The sequence below is a fragment of the Pacificoceanicola niger genome (assembly GCF_048553275.1).
GTDB lineage: Bacteria > Pseudomonadota > Alphaproteobacteria > Rhodobacterales > Rhodobacteraceae > Pacificoceanicola.
The window spans coordinates 125,632-144,516 of record NZ_JBLZMW010000014.1; the positions used below are offsets into that span (position 1 = coordinate 125,632).

An 18,885-nucleotide genomic window follows, 5' to 3' on the forward strand; every position below is an offset into this window, starting at 1 on the left:
CGACGCGCCAGAGGCCGACAAGCCCCGGGAAATCAGGTGTCTTCGCCGTCCGCGGGGGCCGTTTCGTCGCAGATTCGTTTGAGCGCCTGCCAGTCCGCGTTACTCAGGATCGGCGTGGTGTCGGACTGCGTTTCGGCGGTTTGCCGGGCCCGCGCCGCGCGTTCGGGCGTGTCGGGGTGGCTGGCGAGATAACCGGGCAGGCGAAACTCGCCCGTTTCCTGCGCGACGAGATCGAAGAAGGTGGCCAGCCCGCCGGTATCGACCTGCGCCGCCTGCAACATGCCAAGGGCAAAGCGGTCCGCCGCGCCCTCGGCCTCGCGGGTGTAGGATGCATTGAGCATGTGTTCCCCGACAAAGGCGATGGCCGCTCCACCGGTGAAATCGCCCAGAAGCATGGTCAGGATGCCCGCTGACCCGGCGGCGCGCAGCGCGTTGCGCGTGGCGTCGCGGCTCTCGACGTGGCCGATTTCATGGGCCAGAACCCCGGCCACCTGATCCGGGTGCCCGGCCTTGTCCAAGAGGCCGCGCAGGATGACGATCTGCCCGCCGGGCGCGGCAAAGGCGTTCATCATCGCATGGTCCAGAACCTGCAGCGAGATGTCGTACTCCATGTCCTGCGCCTGCGTGAGCCGCTGCGCCATGCGATCGAGCGCGACACGCCCCGCCGGGTTGGTGCAGCGCAGGGAGCCAAGCGTCGAGCCGCCAAGCATGCGCTCCATCTGCGCCGTGACGGTCTGGCCAAACGCGATTTCGCGCTCGATCGGGATGACCCTGGCCAATGTGTTGGCCATGGCCGGGATGATGACGAACAGCAGCAGCAGGACCGCCGTGATGGCGCCGCCGGCATAGAGCCCCAGCTTGCGCAGGATGCCCAGGTGCAGATCGCGGCGGAACAGATTGGGGCGGGTCTTGTGCAGCCAGGCAATCAGGTCCGGATCCTCGATGACCAGCCGCGCCTCGTGCCGCTGTGCCTCGTCCTGACCGGGCTCGAAGCGCATCACGGTCAGGCGGGCGGTATCGGCATGGTCGCGCGGGGCGCGCAGATCCTGCAACGGCCAGCGCAGCGTGTCCGGCAGGCTATCCCCTGTGATTTCAAGCGCCAGACGATCCGTGGACAGGGCGACATGCACGCGGTGCCGTCCTGCGGACAGGCCGTCGAAAAAGGCCGCCTCGGTGCCCTGCATCAGATGGCCCCCCCGATGTCGAGCGCATCGGCAAAGCCGTCCGCGTCGATGCCGGTCTCTGCGGCGCGCTGATGAATGATGTCCAGCGCTTCGGGGTTGGTGACGGTCACGGTGCTGATGAAATGGCCAAGGATCGGCTGGACGATCCACGCCAGCACGACGGCCTGTGAGACCACCAGCAGCGCGACATAGCCGATGGCCGAGATCACAAAGACCGCGATGGTCGGCTCGCCCCCGGTTCCAAGGGTGGCCCCGAATACGAGCGCGCCGATTGCAGCGCCGAAGAGGGCCAGGATCAGCAGGCTCATCAGAACGCCGATCACCCATGTCTTGATCACAAACCCGGTGCGTGGCTCCGAGATGAATCCAACCTGGTCGCCGAGCGTCTTTTGGCTGGTCAGGTATCCAAAGCTGCGTACGCCATAAACGATGCCGCCAACGATCAGCCAAACATACCCGACCACACCGGCAATCCCGGCGGCAATCCCAAGTCCCAGCGCGCCGAGAACAGCTGCCATGATCAGAAGGCCAATGCCGATGAAGATATGCGTCATGGCGCCGTAAAGCGCGGTCCATTTGCCCGACTGGCGAAACGGTTCATCGCCGAACCAGCTCCGGTCGGTCATGTATTTTTCGAGGTGGTAGGTCTGGCGTGGCAGTAGGATGCCAAGCGTGATGATGGTCAGGAAACCATGCCCGATGGCGCGCCAGACATAGCCCAACGCGCCTTTTTCCATGCCGAAACGGATGCCACGCCAGCGGGTGCGCGCCATCTTGTAGCGCCGGGCGCGATAGGTCGCAAAGAACACGAAAGGCAGCACGGCAAAGATCGTGACGTAAAGGCCGACGATCTGGGCGATGGATTGCTCCATGGTCGCGGGCTCGGCCATCATCGAAATGCCGAAGTAGAACAGCAGCATCTGGATCGCGCCGAGATAGACCGCGAGGAAGACCACGGCGATCAGGAACCCGAGGAATTTCTCCAGCCCGGTCCCGGTGTATTCAAGGGTGTCGCCGCCAGCGCTGACAGAGGACCAGATGTATTTGCGAATGCGGGTCTTTTGCCAGAAACGGTAAATTCCGAGCGTGATCAACGTCAGACAGCCGGTTCTGAAAGCGAGACCGAAGAGCGCGCCGCGCTCTCCATTGTAGGAAATGTTCATATGACTTTGCGGGGAATGCATGACCCTGTCCTTGTTACCCTTACTGCGTTTGCCTTGGATGGATACCAATCAAGTATTTGTAAAGTATGGTATTGTCGCTACTTGGACAAACAAACGGATTTGGCTTGTCGACCCGCCGGTTGCGAGGCCGAGGAGGGGCCCAAAGCTGTGAACCTCCAGCGATGCGGTGTTCTGGGATCCTTTGGGGGTCTCTGTGCGGATGGTCATAATTTGATCGCCAGGCGCCTGAAACGACAGCCGTTGTGCGAGAGTGGCCTCGGCTTGATGAAACAGACTGTAAGGAAGTCTTCTAAGCCGGTTAAACGCTGGCCCCGCGGGGGCGCGTCTTCACGGGTCTGTAAATATCTCGGGGAGCGCCGGAGGCGCGGGGGCAGAGTCCCAATAGGCGCGTTTCCGCAGGAAACGCGCCGGTCGGATCGCAAAGCGATCCGAAACCGCTCAGTTGAACTTGTTGTCCCGCGGGAAGCCGCGCGGCGCCATACGGCCGGTGCCGGCGCGTTTGCCGACCCATTCCTCAAGCCCGGTTTCCGTTCGGGTGCGGCCCGCCGGGTCGAGCCACGAAAGCCCCTCTTCGAGCGTGAAGGTCCGTGCGTCCGAGAGGCCGCCGTCCTTGTATTTTTGCAGTCGAACGCCCTTGCCACGCGCCATTTCAGGCAGCTCGTCAAGCATGAAGACCAGCACCTTGCGGTTCTCGCCGACCACGGCAACGGCGTTGCCGGTCACGGTCTTGCAGACTTTGGCCTTCACATCGCCGCGCACGTTGATGACCTGCTTGCCGGCGCGGGTCTGGGCGACGACCTCGCTTTCCGGCACGACAAAGCCGTCCCCGGCGGAAGAGGCCACGAGCAGTTTGCCATCGGGACGGTGGATGAACAGATCAACGATTTCCGCCTCGTTCGGCAGGTCGACCATGATGCGCACCGGCTCGCCCATGCCGCGCCCCCCGGGCAGGTTGGCGGCGGAAATCGTGTAGAAGCGACCATTGGAGCCGAAGACCAGCAACCGGTCCGTGGTTTCCGCGTGGAAGGTGAAACGCGGGCCGTCGCCGTCCTTGAACTTCAGCTCGCGCGTGAGGTCGATGTGGCCGGTCATGGCGCGAATCCAGCCCATTTGCGAGCAGACCACGGTGATCGGCTCGCGCTCGATCATCGCTTCGAGCGGCACGTCTTCGACTTCGGCGGCTTCGGAGATCAGGGTGCGGCGGGCGCCGCCGGCGTAGTCCTTGCCAAAGGCCTTGCGCACCTCGCGCAGCTGTTCGGCGATGCGCTTCCACTGCATTTCGCCGGACTCGAGCAGATCTTCGAGACCGGCGCGTTCTTCCATCAGCGCGTCGCGTTCACGGATCAGCTCCAGTTCCTCAAGGCGGCGCAGGGCGCGCAGGCGCATATTGAGGATCGCCTCCGCCTGTACGTCCGAGAGGCCTTCGGAGCGGCCGACGTAGCGGGCGGGCACCTTGGAATCCGTGCCATCGTCAGCCAGCACACCGCGGGCAATCGCGTCTTCGTCGTCGCGCAGTTCGAGCGATTTGACGTCGACCCCGGCCAGTGGCGAGCGGTAATCGCTTTCGTCCGTGGCGCGGGTAATGGTGTCCTGATGCGGCCTGGACCAGTCCTCGTACATCAGCGCGGCTTTGGGGTCGTCATCATAGCGGATGATGTCGATCACGCGGTCGAGGTTTAGGAAGGCGATGATGAAGCCTTCGAGCTTTTCCAGACGGCTGTCGATCTGCGCCATGCGGTGCTTGGCGCGGCGGATGAGCACGTCGCGGCGGAAATCGAGGAAGGCGCGCAGCACCTCCTTGAGCGAGCAGACCTTCGGGGTCACCCCGTCGATCAGCACGTTCATGTTGAGCGAGAACCGGGTTTCGAGATCCGAATTGCGGAACAGCAGGTTCATCAGCACGTCGGGATCGACGTTCTTGGATTTCGGCTCCAGCACCATGCGGATGTCTTCGGCGCTCTCGTCGCGCACGTCGGCGAGGATCGGCACCTTCTTGGTCTGGATCAGCTCGGCGATGCGTTCGACCAATTTGGATTTCTGGACTTGATAGGGGATCTCGGTGACCACCGCCTGCCATGTGCCCCGGCCAAGGTCCTCGACCTCCCATTTCGCCCGCAGGCGAATGGAGCCGCGCCCGGTGGCATAGGCCTGGGCGATGTTTTCGGGGGGTTCGACGATGATGCCGCCGGTGGGAAAGTCCGGACCCGGCACGTATTGCAGCAGCGTTTCGTCGCGCGCGTCCGGCGATTTGATCAGGTGCAGGCAGGCCTCGATCAACTCGCCGATGTTGTGCGGCGGGATGTTGGTGGCCATGCCGACGGCGATCCCGGAAGAGCCATTCGCCAGGAGGTTGGGGTAGGACGCGGGCAGGACCGCGGGTTCCTGCAGGCGTCCGTCGTAGTTGTCCCGGAAGTCGACGGCGTTCTCGTCCAGCCCGTCGAGCAACGCCTCGGACATCACGGTCATGCGCGCTTCGGTGTAGCGGCTGGCGGCGGGGTTGTCGCCGTCGATATTGCCGAAGTTGCCCTGACCATCGACCAGCGGGTAGCGGATGGTGAAGTCCTGCGCGAGCCGGGCCATGGCGTCATAGATCGCGGCGTCGCCGTGGGGGTGGAAATCCCCCATCGTATCGCCGGAAATCTTCGCGGATTTCAGGAAACCACCCGAGGAAGACAGGCGCAGGCGACGCATGGCGTAAAGGATGCGGCGATGCACAGGTTTCAGCCCGTCGCGGGCATCGGGCAGCGCCCGGTGCATGATCGTCGACAGCGCATAGGTCAGGTACCGCTCACCGATCGCCTTGGTCAGGCGTTCGATAGGTTGGCGGTCCATGTTGGGGTCGATCGTATCATCATCCATAGCCGTGGTATTACAGGCGGCACATCGGGCGGTAAAGCAGGGTAAAGAGGCACGGCGGGGAAATTTTCCGGCTTTTTCACTTATTGCGCGTTAAGGAATCTGTTAAGATCAGGGAACAACGCGTTCTTTTTGCGGTTGTGTGAGTGACCGGGGTGCTCATGGGGGATGGTTTTTTATGTATCGTGTGATGGTTGTGACATTTGGTGTCCTTGGATGGGCATGGTACGAGTTGTCCGGCGGAAGTGCCTATGAGCCCGGAACGCAATCTGTCGCCTTCCTTGCGCCCCCCACCACATTCGAAGAAGCCGCCCCGGCGCGGACAGAGCGCGTGGCCCAGGTTATCACCCGCTCCGCACCGGTGTCCGAGATCATGGCTCGCCCGGAGCCGGAAGTGACCCGCACGGCGGGAATGGGCACGGCAGGGCTGGCTGATGTGTCCAACCTTTCGCTGGACCTGTCGCGGGTTGCGCCGGGCGAGCCGGACACCGCCGGGGACGACGAAACCGTGCAGCTCATTGTCACGACCCTGCGCGATACGGCAATGGCCCCGGTCAGCGAGGCGGTCACGCGCGTCGCGTCGAGCATAGATTACCGCCGGGTGCGCGGCGGTGTCGTCAATCTGCGCAGCGGCCCCGGCACGACGTTCGACGTGGTCACGCAGTTGTTCGAAGGTGAAGAAGTCGAAGTGATGCGCGACGATGGCACCGGCTGGGTCAAGCTGCGGGCGATGGCGGGCAATAATGAGATCGGCTGGATGTCCGGTAATTTTCTCGTGGCGTCCAACTGAGCTTTGCACGGAGCGGCAGGCCGCGCTAAAGGCGCCGCATGAGCAAGAAAACCATCCTGATCACCGGCTGTTCCTCTGGCATTGGCCTTGAGGCGGCGCGGACCATGAAGGCGCGCGGCTGGCGCGTCTTTGCGTCCTGCAAGCAGGAGCGCGATTGCGCCGCGCTGCGCGATGAGTGGTTCGAAAGCCCGCGGATCGACTATACCGAGCCGGAGTCTATCGCGGCGGGTCTCACAGAGGTGCTGACGGCGACGGGCGGCACGCTCGACGTACTGTTCAACAATGGCGCCCACGCCATCCCCGGTGCGATGGAGGATCTGCCAGCGGGGGCGCTGCGCGCCATCTTCGAGGCAAACGTTTTTGGCTGGCACACGCTGACGCAGGCGGTGATTCCGGTGATGCGCGCGCAGGGGCAGGGGCGGATCATTTATCACTCGTCTGTGCTTGGCCTCGTCTCTCAGCCGTGGCGGGGTGCATACAATGCCACGAAATATGCGACCGAAGGCATGGTGGATACCTGGCGGCTGGAAATGGCGGGCACGGGCATCCGGTTCGTGACGCTGAACACCGGGCCGATCACGTCGAAGATCCGGATCAATTCCATCGAGCATTTCGAACGCTGGATCGATTGGCGCGCGTCGGCCCGAAAACCCGATTACGAAGCGCGTCTGCTCAAACGCCTGTATGAGGATCGGGGCAGGGATACGTTCGAGCTGCCGCCTTCTGCCGTATGCCGCAAGCTGATCCACGCCTGCGAAGCCAAGCGCCCGCGACCGCGATATTATATCACCATGCCGACCTATATCTCCGGCATTGCCCGGCGTCTGCTGTCCACGAACGGGCTGGATTGGTTGATGGGCAAGGGGCGCTGAGGCGCCTCGTCGCATCCGGGTTCGCTTTCCGGCGAATCCCCGCTATGTGTGAGCCAAGCTTTCAGGAGAACCGCCGTGTTCAATGACCCTCTCTTCATCGTCGTCGCCGTGGCCATGCTGTTCGTGGTCGGCGTGCTGCTGTTTGGCATCGGCTCTTTTGCCAAGGGCGGCGCATTCAATCGCAAATACGCGAACAAGGCCATGCGCCTGCGGATCGCAGCCCAATTCGTGGCGGTGCTGCTGATCCTTCTGTTTGTGTGGATTCGGCGCGGGGCGTGAAGACATGGTTGTACTGAGCAAGATCTACACCCGCACCGGCGACAAGGGCGACACCGCGCTGGGCAATGGCAACCGCGTGCCGAAATTTGACCCAAGGGTCGAAGCATATGGTACCTCGGACGAGCTGAACGCCTGCCTTGGCATGGCGCGGCTGCATGCGGACGGAGAGACGGATACAGCGTTGAGCCGGATTCAGAACGATCTCTTCGACCTTGGCGCGGACCTGTGCCGCCCGGATCGGGACAAGGACGCGCAGTCCGAATACCCGCCGCTGCGTATGGTGGCCTCGCAGGTTGACCGGCTTGAGCGCGAAATCGACGCGATGAACGCCCGGTTGGAGCCGCTGCGCAGCTTCATCCTGCCCGGTGGTTCGGCGCTTTCGGCGCATCTGCACCTGTGCCGCACGGTGGCGCGGCGGGCAGAGCGTCTGGCGGTGCAGCTGGCCTCCGTCGACGACGTGAACCCGGACGCGGTGAAATATCTCAATCGCCTGTCTGACTGGTTCTTTGTCGCGGCGCGCATCGCCAATGACGATGGCCGCGCAGATGTGCTCTGGGTGCCGGGCGCGACGCGAGAGTAAAGCGCGGGCTCAACCCCCCGGCGCAAGCCGCCAGGTCCCGGGCGCAAGCCCGTCCAGGCTCCAGTCTCCGACCGACCAGCGCACGAGGCGCAGGCACGGCAGCCCCACATGAGCGGTCATGCGGCGCACCTGACGGTTGCGCCCTTCGGTGATCGTCAGTCGGAGCCAGGCATCTGGTACAGATTTGCGATAGCGCACCGGCGGATCGCGCTCCCACAGGTCCGGGGCGTCGATGAGGTCGCAGCGCGCAGGGCGCGTCGGGCCATCCTTGAGCGTGACGCCGCGGCGCAGCTGTTCGATCTGTTCGGGCGTTGGCGTGCCTTCGACCATCACGAGATAGCTCTTCGGCTTGCGGAATTTCGGCGAGGCGATGCGCGCTTGCAGGCGGCCATCGTCGGTCAGCACCATCAGCCCCTCGCTGTCGCGATCCAGTCGCCCGGCGGGGTAGACGCCTTTGAGGTCGATATAGTCCGAAAGGGTGAGGCGGGGGCTGCCCTCGGTGCCCTTGTCGGTGAACTGCGAAAGGACGCCGTAGGGCTTGTTGAACACGATGACGCGGGACATCTCAGCGCCTTGCTTCGAAGAAGTCGCGCAGCAGCGTGGCGGCTTCTGTTTCGGACAAGCCGTCGTAGATCTCGGGCGCGTGGTGGCATTGCGGGTGGGAAAACACGCGCGCGCCGGTGCTGACGCCGCCGGATTTCGGATCAGCCGCGCCGTAGTAGAGCCGCCGGATGCGGGCAAAGCTGATCGCCGCGGCGCACATCGGGCAGGGCTCCAGTGTGACATAGAGGTCGTGATCCGGGAGGCGCTCCTGGCCGAGTGTGTCGCAGGCGGTGCGGATGGCGAGGATTTCCGCGTGAGCGGTGGGGTCGTTCAGCTCGCGCGTGCGATTGCCCGCCTCGGCGATGACCGTGCCGCCGGAGGAGACGACGACGGCTCCAACCGGCACTTCGCCGCGCGTGGCGGCGGCGCGGGCCTGCGCGAGGGCGCGGTCCATATGCGAGGTGAATGTCATGGTGCCCTGATACAGGCGAATTTCGGCAGGGGGAAGCGAGGTGCTTTGACAGGCGCGCGAAACGCTGTAGAGGAGCGGCATGTCAGACAAACCCGATCAAACCCCGCCCGGCGACCGTATCGCCAAAGTCATCTCCCGCGCCGGGGTCGCCTCGCGCCGCGAAGCCGAGCGTCTGATCGCGGAGGGTAAGGTGTCGGTCAATGGCGCCGTCATCGACAGCCCGGCGCTGAATGTCACGGACAAGGACCGGATCGAGGTCAACGGCAAGCCGCTCGCCGCGCCGGAAGAGCCGAAGCTGTGGCTGTACCACAAGCCTGCGGGCCTTGTGACGACGACAAAGGATGAGCAGGGGCGCCGGACGATTTTCGATGATCTGCCGGAGGATCTGCCCCGTGTGATGAGCGTCGGGCGGCTCGATCTGAACTCCGAAGGGTTGCTGCTGCTGACCAATGACGGCGGGATCAAGCGCAAGCTGGAGCTGCCCTCGACGGGCTGGCTGCGGCGCTATCGCGTCCGGGTGAACGGGCGGCCGACCGACGAGATGCTCGAACCGTTGCGCAAGGGGATCGAGGTGGACGGCCAGCGGTTCCAGCCGATGATCGTTGGCATCGACCGTCAGCAAGGGGCGAATGCCTGGCTGACCGTGGGTCTGCGCGAGGGCAAGAACCGGGAGATCCGCCGTGCCATGACGGACATCGGCCTGACGGTGAACCGGCTGATCCGGATCAGTTATGGCCCGTTTCAGCTTGGCCCGCTCAAGCAGGGTGCCGTGGAAGAGGTGCGGCGCAAGGTGATGCGCGATCAGCTTGGGCTGGAACTCGGCAACCCGGAGGGCACCGCCAAGCCCAAGCCTCGCCCGGGAGGCAAGAGACCGGGTGGCAAGCCGACTGCAAAGTCCGGACCGAAGCCCGGCGCGGGCGGAAAACCACCGCGCCGTATGGCGCCGAAACGAGGTAAATCATAGCAGTGGGGCGGTAACCACTTCTTAACTATTCCTTGAATTTCCCGAGTGATGCCCCCTTTTCGCCCGGATTCGCGACCACCTTGGTTGCATGATGATGACGCTCCTGACCCTTGCGATTCTTGCGGTATCCACCTTTCTGGCTCTGACCGGATTGCGAATGGCCGCGAAGGACACATATCGCACCCTGGCCCATGCCACGCTGCGCGCGCGACGGACAGGTGACCTGATTCCGCGCCTGTCTTTTGTCGCGCTTTGGATCATGATCTTCGCGCTCAGCTATCTATGACGACCGTGGGGGTGACGGGAATGCATACGCTGCTTGACAAGATGCGATTGAAACGCACCGGGAATGTCGATCCCGGTTTGAACGTGCTTTTCCTGGCCGCCTTTCCAATGGTGCTTTGGCTGTTCCAGAACTCGGTGCACAACACAGTGATCGCAGTTCTCGAAGTCGTGCTGTTCGGCTTTGCGCTGCGCCTCATTTCCACCGGACACAGGCTGCAGCTTGAGTATGATCAGGCCGAGGTTGCCTATCGCCCGAGGGTGCCGCGCAAGGTGCTGGGCTGCCTGCTTATCGGGGTCATGGTGATGATCCTAGCCGGTATGCAATTCAACGCGCTGGTCTTTCCGCTGCTGCTCGGCTTATTCGCATTCGGTCTCGCGGTGGCGGCCTTTGGTGTCGATCCGATGTGTGACAAGGGGTTGGACAACCCGGAGGTTCTCGCCCGGCTGGAGGCGGCTGACTATGTCGAGCTGGTCAATGACACGCTGATCGAGCTGTCAGAGCGGGTGGCTGTTCTGGGTGATGCGGAGCTGACGCTGAAGACGGATGCGGCCCGCAACATGGCGTGCCGGGTGGTGAAGGCCATGTCAGGCAGCCGTCAGGATCTGCGCCGGATGAACAAACCTGTCGACAAGTTTATCGAGATTCTGAGCACGGAGATCGGTCGGTTGGAAGAGAACCGTGGCGGGGAAAACCAGAATTTCGCGCGCCGCCGTTACATTGCCAAGTTGAAGGTGCTCGCCGACAGCTTCGAAGAGCGTGCCCGCCGCAGCGGCGTGAAATCGGGCCGTGACGCATTCGATATGGAAGCGGACATGCTTCTGGGTCGGATGCCGCAGGAAAACGCCGCCTGAGAAAGAGTTTGCCGGGTTCCCCCTAGCAAGTGCAGCATTTTGCCCTTAAGTTTTCGATGACGTTGCACCGGACGGGGGTTTCATGTCCACAACCGCCCTACAGAAAATCACTTATGTTCTCTTGATCATACTCCTCTTTGGAGTGGTCACCGGCTGGCTCGGAGGGCTTTAGCGATGGCCCGGAAATTTGGCGGAAAATACAGCCCTGACGGGAGCACCGTTCAGCCGGACGACCGTCCTGAACCGTCCGCCTACAAAGGCGCGAAGGTGGATCCGGTGGGCGCACGGTCAAACGTGTTGTTTGTCCCGCCGGTCGTTCTGGCGGCGTTTTCGCTCAATGATGGCGCGATTGGCCTTGCCACGGGATTGGTGGGCGCGGGAGCCTTACTGCTCGGGGCGTGGTTGTTGCGAGACGGGTTGCGGGCACAGGCGGCCTATGACGAGCGGCGTGTGTCGCGGCGTCCGGGCATTCCACGCAAGATCTTTGCGGCTTTGTTTTGCGGAATCGGCGCGGGCATCGCGTCGTTCATGAATGAACCGGGCGTGATCGCGCCGGTGATCTTCGGTCTTGCCGCTACGGCGCTGCACATCGGCGCTTTCGGTATTGATCCCTTGAAAGACAAGGGCATGGAAGGAATCGACACCTTCCAGCAGGATCGCGTGGCCCGCGTTGTCGATGAGGCCGAAAACCATCTGAACGCCATGAGCGACGCAATCCGGCGCGCCGGGGACCGGCAGGTGGAAGCCCGTGTGGAACGGCTGCAGATCAAGGTGCGCGAGATGATCCGGACAGTCGAGGAAGACCCGCGCGATCTCAGCGCGGCGCGCAAGTTTCTTGGTGTGTACCTGATGGGCGCGCGGGACGCGGCGGTGAAATTCGCCGATGTCTATGCGCGCACCCAGGATCGCGGGGCGAAATCGCAATTCATGATGCTGCTGACCGACCTTGAAGAGAGTTTCACCAAGAAGACAGCAAAGCTGCTCCTGGATAACAACGCCGATCTGACGGTGGAAATTGATGTGCTGCGGGATCGTTTGCAGCGCGAAGGTGTTCGTCTCTGACCGGGGCGGAAGATTTATTAACGCATGGGGGACCGCATGTCCGAAAATGTTCGTCAAAAGGCCACTGCCGCTCTGGCCGAGGTGGAAGAAATCAACGCCGTGGTCCTGCCGGAGCCTGCGGATGCCAACGCGGTTGTGCCGCTCAACGACGCCACCGCCGATGTGGGTGAGGAAATCCGCACGCGGATGGACGAGATCGACATGAGCGACACCAATTCCATCGTGTCTTTCGGCTCGGCGGCGCAGGCCGAATTGCAGGAAATTTCCCAGGCGATGCTGACCGATGTGCGCAACAAGGACATCGGCCCGGCGGGTGACAGCCTGCGCGGCATCGTGACAACCATTCGCGGCTTTTCGGTCTCCGAGCTGGATGTGCGACGCGAGCGCAGCTGGTGGGAGAAGCTGATTGGCCGCGCCGCGCCCTTCGCCAAGTTCACCGCACGCTTTGAAGAGGTGCAGGAGCAGATCGACAAGGTCACGGACAACCTTCTGGAGCATGAGCACAAGCTGCTCAAGGACATCAAGTCCCTCGATCTGCTCTATGAAAAGACGCTGCAGTTTTATGATGAGCTGGCGCTTTATATCGCGGCCGGTCAGGAAAAGCTGAATGAGCTGGACAGCAAGGACATTCCGGCCAAGGAGGCCGAGGTTCAGGCGGCGCCCGAGGGCGATCAGATGATCAAGGCGCAGGAGTTGCGTGATCTGCGCGCCGCGCGGGACGATCTGGAACGCCGGGTGCATGATCTGAAACTTACACGCCAGGTGACGATGCAGTCGCTGCCTTCGATCCGGCTGGTGCAGGAGAACGACAAGTCTCTGGTCACCAAGATCAATTCGACACTGGTGAACACCGTGCCGCTGTGGGAGACGCAGTTGGCTCAGGCGGTCACCATCCAGCGCAGCGCCGAGGCCGCCGCCGCCGTGCGCGATGCCAACGACCTGACCAATGAGCTTTTGACCTCGAACGCCAAGAACCTGAGGGATTCCAACAAGATGATCCGTGAAGAGATGGAACGCGGCGTGTTCGATATCGAAGCGGTCAAGCAGGCCAACGCGGACCTGATCGGCACGATCCAGGAATCGCTGCAGATTGCCGATGAGGGCAAGAAGCGCCGGGCCGAGGCGGAAACCGAGCTCAAGAAGATGGAAGCCGAGCTGCGTGACACGCTGGCCAGCGCCAAGGCGTGCAAGGACGGTGTGGGCGATAACGCCGGCACGGCCGTTCCGGCGAGCTGATCGTGACGATGCGGGGTGGCATATGGGCGGCGCTGGCCGCCGGCGTTGCGCTCGTGGGTCTTGCGGCCTGCGACAGCACCGCGCTCGCGCCGCGTCAGACCGATGTGAAACCGCAAGAACGCCCCGCGGGAGTAGGCACCAAGCCGCAAACCGCAGGGGTCCAGCCGTCGGCGGCGAGTGTTTCGCTGCAGCAGTATTATGCGCGCATTCAGGCCGATCTGCTGGTGCGCGGGCTGCTGCGCACCGACGGTGGCGGGCCGGATACGCAGTTCACCGACACCATGCTGGCGCGGAATTTCGAGCGCATTGCACTGGCGGAGGAATATGAGCGTGGCGCGGGGCTGACGCCCTCGCGCGGGGATCTTGGCGGGATCAAGAAGTGGGTCAAACCGATCCGCATGGCGGTGGAGTTCGGCGCGCGTGTGCCGAAGGATCAGATCGCGGAGGATCGCCGCTGGCTGACGGAGTATGCGCAAAAGCTGAGCCGGATCACCGGCCATCCGATTTCGATGAATCCGGCGGGCGCGAATTTCCACGTTCTGTTCATGTCGGAGGACGACAAGGCGCAGATCAAGCCCCGCATCAAGGCGCTGGTTCCGGATGTGAACCCGGCGTCGCTCGATTTGTTCGACAATCTGCCGCGCTCGATTCACTGCCTCGTGATTGCCTTTTCCGACGAGCCGAACGGGTTCGCCTACGGCGAGGCGATTGCGGTGATCCGCACGGAGCACCCGGACCTGCTGCGCCGCTCTTGCATCCACGAGGAAGTGGCGCAGGGGCTTGGCTTGGGCAATGACAGTCCGCGCGCGCGCCCGTCGATCTTCAACGATGACGACGAGTTCGCATTGCTGACACGGCATGACGAGATGCTCTTGAAGATCCTCTACGATCCGGAGCTGACACCCGGCATGAGCGCCGAACGGGCCGCGCCCATCGTGCGGCGCAAGGCGGCGGCGTTGATCGGCGGATCGAGTTGACGAAGCAGGGGCAATTGAACCCGGAGCTGTGCGCTCACATATAGGTGAGCAAGGGGCGCAGGTGCAGGGCAAGAGCGCCGCAAGGCGCGAAGAGAGAGGACAAAAGCATGGGTATTCTGGATTTTCTTTCAGGTCAGTTTATCGACGTCATCGAATGGACCGACGACACGCGCGACACGATGGTGTATCGGTTCGAGCGGCAGGGCCACGAGATCAAATATGGCGCCAAGCTGACCGTTCGGGAAAGCCAGGCGGCGGTGTTCGTGCATGAAGGGCAATTGGCGGATGTGTTCACGCCGGGCCTTTATATGCTCGAAACCAACAACATGCCGATCATGACGAGCCTCCAGCACTGGGACCACGGCTTCAAGTCGCCGTTCAAGTCCGAGGTCTATTTCGTCAGCACCAACCGGTTTACGGACCTCAAGTGGGGCACCAAGAATCCGATCATGCTGCGCGATCCAGAGTTCGGGCCAACGCGTATCCGGGCCTTTGGCACCTATACCATCAAGGTCGCGGACCCTGCACTGTTCATGCGTGAGATTGTCGGCACCGATGGTGAATTCACCATGGATGAGATCAGCAGCCAGATCCGCAATATCATCGTTCAGGAGTTCTCGGGCGCGATTGCCAAGAGCGGCATTCCGGTGCTCGACATGGCGGCAAACACCTCCGAGGTGGGCAAGCTGATTGCGCAGGCGATTGATCCGGTGATCGCAGGATATGGCCTGACCTTGCCGGAGCTGTATATCGAGAACATCAGCCTGCCACCGGCGGTGGAAAAGGCTCTGGACGAGCGCACCAGCCGGGGCATCACCGGCAACCTCGACGATTACATGAAGTACAAGGCCGCAGATGCCATGTCCGCCGGGGGCGGCATGAGCGAAGGCATGGGCATGGGCATGGGCGCCGCCATGGGGATGCAGATGGGGCAGCAGATGGGCGCGGCCATGGCGCCGTCCTCCGCCGGCGCAGGAGCCGCTGTGCCTCCGCCGCCGCCAGTCGAGCATGTCTGGCACATCGCGGAGAACGGCCAGACCAAGGGTCCGTTTTCCAAGGCCGCTCTTGGGCGTATGGTGTCCACCGGAGAGCTCAAGCGCGCAACGCATGTCTGGACGCAGGGGCAGGACGGCTGGAAGCTGGCCGAGGACGTTCCCGAGCTGGCGCAGTTGTTTACGGTGATGCCTCCGCCTCCGCCGCCAGCATAACGTTCGAAGACTGCGATACGCCGGGCCGAATGGTCCGGCGTTTTTCGTTGTGGCGGCGGTTTGTCTAAAGAGGGTCCGCTTCGAGCCAGACGCCGCCTTCGGGGCGAAGCGTCAGGATCATCACCGGTTCGGGGTTGCGGCCTTTAACGGCGGTGAAGCGGAAGTTGGCAAGCAGGGTGGCGAGCACGATCACCGCCTCCTGAATGGCGAAGGACGCGCCGATGCAGATCCGCGGTCCATCGCCAAAGGGCAAATAGCTGTAGCGGTCTGGCTTGCCCGCGGCCCAGCGGGACGGGCGGAAGGCGTCCGGCTCGTCCCAGAGCAGGTGATTGCGATGCAGTGCGTAGATCGGCAGGATCACCGTGTCGCCTGCGCGAATCTCGCGTCCGCAGAGCGTGTCATTGGCCAAAGCCGTGCGCGAAACCATTCCGGCAGGGGGATAGAGCCGCAGCGCCTCGTCCACGATGGCGCGGATGTAGGGCAGGCGGGCGACGTCCTCGCCGGTCGCGGTACGGTCCATGACCACCGATTGTATTTCTTCGCGGGCGCGCTCCTGCACGGCGGGGTCGAAGGCCAGCAGGTAGAGCGACCATGACAGCGTCAGGGCCGTGGTCTCGTGCCCAGCGACGATGAAGGTCAGCAGGTTGTCGCGCAGCTCCGCAGTGTTCATCTTGCGCTTGGTTTCGGGATCTTCCCCGGCGAGCAGCAGGTCGAGAAGGTCGGGCACGCCGTCCGGGGCGCGCCTTGAGCGATTCTCGATGGACTTGTCCGCAACGGATTTCATCTGGTTGACGGCCCCGGCGGAAAAGACGCGCCCGGGGCGTGGAACCCAATCCGGGAACCCCAGAAGGTCAAAAAGCGATATCTTGCCCGCCTCCGAGATATAGTCGTCGATGGCGCCGTGTACCGCATTCCGGTCAAAGCCTTCATCGCCGGAAAAGGTCACGTCGGAGATCACGTCAAAAGTCAGGCTGACCATTTCGTCGAGGAGGTTGATCGCTTTCGGCCCGGTTTGCCGGATGCGATCGACCGAGCGTTGAGAAGCGGCGGACATGATCGGCGCCAGGTTCATCACGTTGCGGTGCGAGAACGCCGGCGCGGCGGTGCGCCGTTGCCAGCGCCAATCCGCGCCCTCCGCGATAAAGAGCGATTCGCCGATGGCGGGGCGAAGCAGGTTTTTGGTCACCACGGATTTGGGGTACTGATCCAGCTTTTCGAGCAGCACCTGCCGGATGCCATCCGGGTCCATGAGCATGTGCCATCGTTTGCCGGTCTTGCCCGACAGGATCGGTTGCCGGGTCGCGACTTCTGGAATGATCGACAGGACGTTGCGGCGCGTGGCCTGCAGGCTTTCCCAAAGGCCCATGGGCCGCGTAACCAGCGGGACGCGGACGGGAAGGGCGGGGGCTGGATCATGGATGTTCATAAAAGGGAAGATAGGCCTGTGGCGGGCGCTGGCAAAGGCGGTTGATTGCAGTTTGGTGGATTTCCGCGTTAACTGTCCGGAATGGTCTTTTGGGGGATGGAATGATCCGACGTTTTGCCGTTTTCGCTTTGATGCTTGGGCTTGCCGCCTGTTCTGAAACGCCAGTCGACCTGTCGAAACCGGCGGTGGCTCTGGGGAACTTCAAATTGGGGCATTCCGAAGTGGTTGCGCCGCAACTGCAGCAGCTGCTTGTCTCGCGCGAGGCCACGGCGGAGGAGTGGACGACGGTGGTCGATGAGGCCTTCGAGGAGCGCTTCCGGCGGTATGCTGGCGATCAATTCTATCACATCGGTGTCAGCGTCGAGGCCTACTCGCTGCCGCCGCCGATCGTGCCGGGCAAGTCGGCGCTGGCGTTGAATGTGACGATCTGGCAGGATTCCACTCAGGCCAAGCTGAACGCCAAGCCGAAGATGATCCATGTGATCAAGGTTTTCGAATCGCGGCTATCGAAGGACAAGGCGGCGCAGATGCGCGGTCTTGCACAGGAGGCGGCGCTTCTGGTCGAGAAGTGGATGCGCGAGCAGCAGGAATCGCAGGGTTGGTTTGGCGGTCTGCCGGAGGAACCCGAAGAGGCCGTGGCGCCCCAGGTGGCGGAAAATGGTTTGGATACAGACGCTTGATGTCTTGACAGGGTGGGTATTCTTCTCTTAGGTCCGCGCGTTTTCTATGCACTGACCCCAGGAAGTCTTCATGTCCCGATTTACCCGCCGCACCGCGATTCTCGGCCTCGCCGCCCTTACCCTGTCCGCTTGCGCGGCACCGCTTGTTGATGAAGCGATGCAGCAGCAAATCACAGTGCGGACGGTCGCAGTGGACGTCAGCCAGTACAAAGGCCTCAAGGGCCGCTCTCTAAGCATTTCGCCCGATCGTTTGAAGGCGGACATGCAGGACGCGCTCGCACTGCAGTTGCAGCCGATGCCTTCGGGCAACACCGATGTTTCGGTGGTTGTGACCAATGTGGCGCTGGTCTCGCCGGGGCAGGCCGCGTTCATCGGCGGCAACAGCACCATCAAGGCGACGGTCTCGGCGCGGGGTGCGGATGGGGCGGTTGTGCTTGCTCCGACGGAGATCACGACCGCCTCTGAGCAGCTCCGTCTTGGTGGGCTCGTCGGCGCGATGATGACGCCGAAGGCGGAAGACGATTACCGGTTCACCGTCTCCGGATTCGCCAAGGCGGTGCGCAAGCGTCTGCTGGGTAAAGAGCCGTTGAAGGTGGTGAGCAACTGACCCTTGATTTTCCGCGCTCAAGCCAATAAACGGCGCGCGATGCAACCTCGGGCTCTCGTGTGGCCCCCAAAACCGTGAGGCGTCTGAAGAGATGGCAAAGGAAAAGTTTGAACGCGGCAAGCCGCACTGCAACATCGGCACGATTGGTCACGTTGACCACGGCAAGACGACGCTGACGGCGGCGATTACGAAGTATTTCGGTGACTTCAAAGCCTACGATCAGATCGACGGCGCGCCGGAAGAGAAAGCCCGTGGCATCACGATCTCGACTGCGCACGTGGAGTACGAGACCGAGGCGCGTCACTATGCGCACGTCGACTGCCCCGGCCACGCGGACTACGTCAAGAACATGATCACCGGTGCGGCCCAGATGGACGGCGCGATCCTGGTTGTGAACGCTGCTGACGGCCCGATGCCGCAGACCCGCGAGCACATCCTGCTCGGCCGCCAGGTGGGTATCCCCGCCATGGTTGTGTTCATGAACAAGGTTGACCAGGTCGACGACGAAGAGCTGCTCGAGCTGGTGGAAATGGAAATCCGCGAGCTGCTGTCCGAGTACGACTTCCCGGGCGACGACATTCCGATCATCGCGGGCTCCGCGCTGGCGGCGATGGAAGGCCGTGATCCGGAAATCGGCGAGAACAAGATCCGCGAGCTGATGGCGGCCGTGGACGAGTACATCCCGCAGCCCGAGCGCGCGATTGACCAGCCGTTCCTGATGCCGATCGAAGACGTGTTCTCGATTTCCGGCCGTGGTACGGTTGTGACCGGCCGTGTCGAGCGTGGCGTGATCAACGTGGGCGATTCGATCGAGATCGTGGGGATCCA

20 protein-coding genes are annotated in these 18,885 nt (G+C 62.8%); 14 read left to right on the forward strand and 6 right to left on the reverse strand.

Annotation, left to right across the window (positions count from 1 at the left end; all coding sequences use genetic code 11):
- Positions 1 to 32: 32 nt before the first annotated feature.
- The 3 genes from ACN2XU_RS17190 to ACN2XU_RS17200 all read right to left on the reverse strand — a co-directional run bounded on the left by ACN2XU_RS17190 (position 33) and on the right by ACN2XU_RS17200 (position 5,227).
- A complete protein-coding gene (locus ACN2XU_RS17190) occupies positions 33 to 1,184 on the reverse strand; it encodes a M48 family metallopeptidase (protein ID WP_419411686.1) in 1,152 nt (383 codons plus the stop codon).
- On the reverse strand, positions 1,184 to 2,368 hold the full coding sequence (locus ACN2XU_RS17195; protein ID WP_419411687.1) for a YjgN family protein: 1,185 nt from the start codon (positions 2,366 to 2,368) through the stop codon (positions 1,184 to 1,186). The genes ACN2XU_RS17190 and ACN2XU_RS17195 overlap by 1 nt, the downstream gene beginning before the upstream one ends.
- Before the next feature lie 438 nt (positions 2,369 to 2,806).
- Entirely contained in the window at positions 2,807 to 5,227 is a 2,421-nt protein-coding gene (locus ACN2XU_RS17200; RefSeq protein WP_419411688.1) for a DNA topoisomerase IV subunit A, read from the reverse strand.
- A 175-nt stretch (positions 5,228 to 5,402) separates the two neighbouring features.
- Here ACN2XU_RS17200 and ACN2XU_RS17205 point away from each other — a divergent pair, with 175 nt between their 5' ends.
- The 4 genes from ACN2XU_RS17205 (at position 5,403) to ACN2XU_RS17220 (ending at position 7,745) form a co-directional block, all read left to right on the forward strand.
- A complete protein-coding gene (locus ACN2XU_RS17205) occupies positions 5,403 to 6,014 on the forward strand; it encodes an SH3 domain-containing protein (RefSeq protein WP_419411689.1) in 612 nt (203 codons plus the stop codon).
- Positions 6,015 to 6,052: 38 nt separating this feature from the next.
- Complete coding sequence (locus tag ACN2XU_RS17210) at positions 6,053 to 6,886, forward strand: SDR family NAD(P)-dependent oxidoreductase (RefSeq protein ID WP_419411690.1); 834 nt, start codon at positions 6,053 to 6,055, stop codon at positions 6,884 to 6,886.
- Between the two features lie 75 nt (positions 6,887 to 6,961).
- On the forward strand, positions 6,962 to 7,165 hold the full coding sequence (locus tag ACN2XU_RS17215; RefSeq protein ID WP_419411691.1) for a twin transmembrane helix small protein: 204 nt from the start codon (positions 6,962 to 6,964) through the stop codon (positions 7,163 to 7,165).
- Between the two features lie 4 nt (positions 7,166 to 7,169).
- On the forward strand, positions 7,170 to 7,745 hold the full coding sequence (locus tag ACN2XU_RS17220; protein ID WP_419411692.1) for a cob(I)yrinic acid a,c-diamide adenosyltransferase: 576 nt from the start codon (positions 7,170 to 7,172) through the stop codon (positions 7,743 to 7,745).
- A gap of 9 nt (positions 7,746 to 7,754) precedes the next feature.
- Here the strand turns inward: ACN2XU_RS17220 and ACN2XU_RS17225 are convergent, their stop codons facing one another.
- Positions 7,755 to 8,309, reverse strand: a complete 555-nt coding sequence (locus tag ACN2XU_RS17225; protein ID WP_419411693.1) for a pseudouridine synthase — start codon at positions 8,307 to 8,309, stop codon at positions 7,755 to 7,757.
- A 1-nt stretch (position 8,310) separates the two neighbouring features.
- A complete protein-coding gene (locus ACN2XU_RS17230) occupies positions 8,311 to 8,760 on the reverse strand; it encodes a nucleoside deaminase (RefSeq protein ID WP_419411710.1) in 450 nt (149 codons plus the stop codon).
- Positions 8,761 to 8,839: 79 nt separating this feature from the next.
- Here ACN2XU_RS17230 and ACN2XU_RS17235 point away from each other — a divergent pair, with 79 nt between their 5' ends.
- The 7 genes from ACN2XU_RS17235 (at position 8,840) to ACN2XU_RS17265 (ending at position 15,344) form a co-directional block, all read left to right on the forward strand.
- The gene (locus ACN2XU_RS17235) at positions 8,840 to 9,724 is read left to right on the forward strand and encodes a pseudouridine synthase (RefSeq protein ID WP_419411694.1); all 885 of its coding nucleotides are present in this window, start codon (positions 8,840 to 8,842) and stop codon (positions 9,722 to 9,724) included.
- A 94-nt stretch (positions 9,725 to 9,818) separates the two neighbouring features.
- Positions 9,819 to 10,010: a hypothetical protein gene (locus tag ACN2XU_RS17240; protein WP_419411695.1), complete on the forward strand. Its 192-nt coding sequence runs from the start codon at positions 9,819 to 9,821 to the stop codon at positions 10,008 to 10,010.
- Between the two features lie 20 nt (positions 10,011 to 10,030).
- Positions 10,031 to 10,861 carry a hypothetical protein gene (locus tag ACN2XU_RS17245; RefSeq protein WP_419411696.1) on the forward strand — a complete coding sequence of 277 codons (831 nt, stop codon included), beginning with the start codon at positions 10,031 to 10,033 and terminating at the stop codon, positions 10,859 to 10,861.
- A gap of 174 nt (positions 10,862 to 11,035) precedes the next feature.
- The gene (locus ACN2XU_RS17250) at positions 11,036 to 11,923 is read left to right on the forward strand and encodes a 5-bromo-4-chloroindolyl phosphate hydrolysis family protein (protein ID WP_419411697.1); all 888 of its coding nucleotides are present in this window, start codon (positions 11,036 to 11,038) and stop codon (positions 11,921 to 11,923) included.
- Positions 11,924 to 11,959: 36 nt separating this feature from the next.
- Complete coding sequence (locus ACN2XU_RS17255; protein WP_419411698.1) at positions 11,960 to 13,159, forward strand: toxic anion resistance protein; 1,200 nt, start codon at positions 11,960 to 11,962, stop codon at positions 13,157 to 13,159.
- An 8-nt stretch (positions 13,160 to 13,167) separates the two neighbouring features.
- Complete coding sequence (locus tag ACN2XU_RS17260; protein WP_419411711.1) at positions 13,168 to 14,136, forward strand: DUF2927 domain-containing protein; 969 nt, start codon at positions 13,168 to 13,170, stop codon at positions 14,134 to 14,136.
- A 107-nt stretch (positions 14,137 to 14,243) separates the two neighbouring features.
- Positions 14,244 to 15,344 carry an SPFH domain-containing protein gene (locus ACN2XU_RS17265; protein ID WP_419411699.1) on the forward strand — a complete coding sequence of 367 codons (1,101 nt, stop codon included), beginning with the start codon at positions 14,244 to 14,246 and terminating at the stop codon, positions 15,342 to 15,344.
- 64 nt (positions 15,345 to 15,408) lie between these two features.
- Here ACN2XU_RS17265 and ACN2XU_RS17270 read toward each other — a convergent pair whose 3' ends face one another.
- Positions 15,409 to 16,710 carry a cytochrome P450 gene (locus tag ACN2XU_RS17270; RefSeq protein ID WP_419411700.1) on the reverse strand — a complete coding sequence of 434 codons (1,302 nt, stop codon included), beginning with the start codon at positions 16,708 to 16,710 and terminating at the stop codon, positions 15,409 to 15,411.
- 161 nt (positions 16,711 to 16,871) lie between these two features.
- Here ACN2XU_RS17270 and ACN2XU_RS17275 point away from each other — a divergent pair, with 161 nt between their 5' ends.
- From ACN2XU_RS17275 to ACN2XU_RS17285, 3 genes are all read left to right on the forward strand, one after another.
- On the forward strand, positions 16,872 to 17,450 hold the full coding sequence (locus tag ACN2XU_RS17275) for a hypothetical protein (RefSeq protein WP_419411701.1): 579 nt from the start codon (positions 16,872 to 16,874) through the stop codon (positions 17,448 to 17,450).
- Between the two features lie 70 nt (positions 17,451 to 17,520).
- Positions 17,521 to 18,057: a hypothetical protein gene (locus tag ACN2XU_RS17280; protein WP_419411702.1), complete on the forward strand. Its 537-nt coding sequence runs from the start codon at positions 17,521 to 17,523 to the stop codon at positions 18,055 to 18,057.
- A gap of 91 nt (positions 18,058 to 18,148) precedes the next feature.
- Positions 18,149 to 18,885 (forward strand): elongation factor Tu (locus tag ACN2XU_RS17285; protein WP_419411703.1); only part of this gene is annotated, 737 nt, incomplete at its 3' end.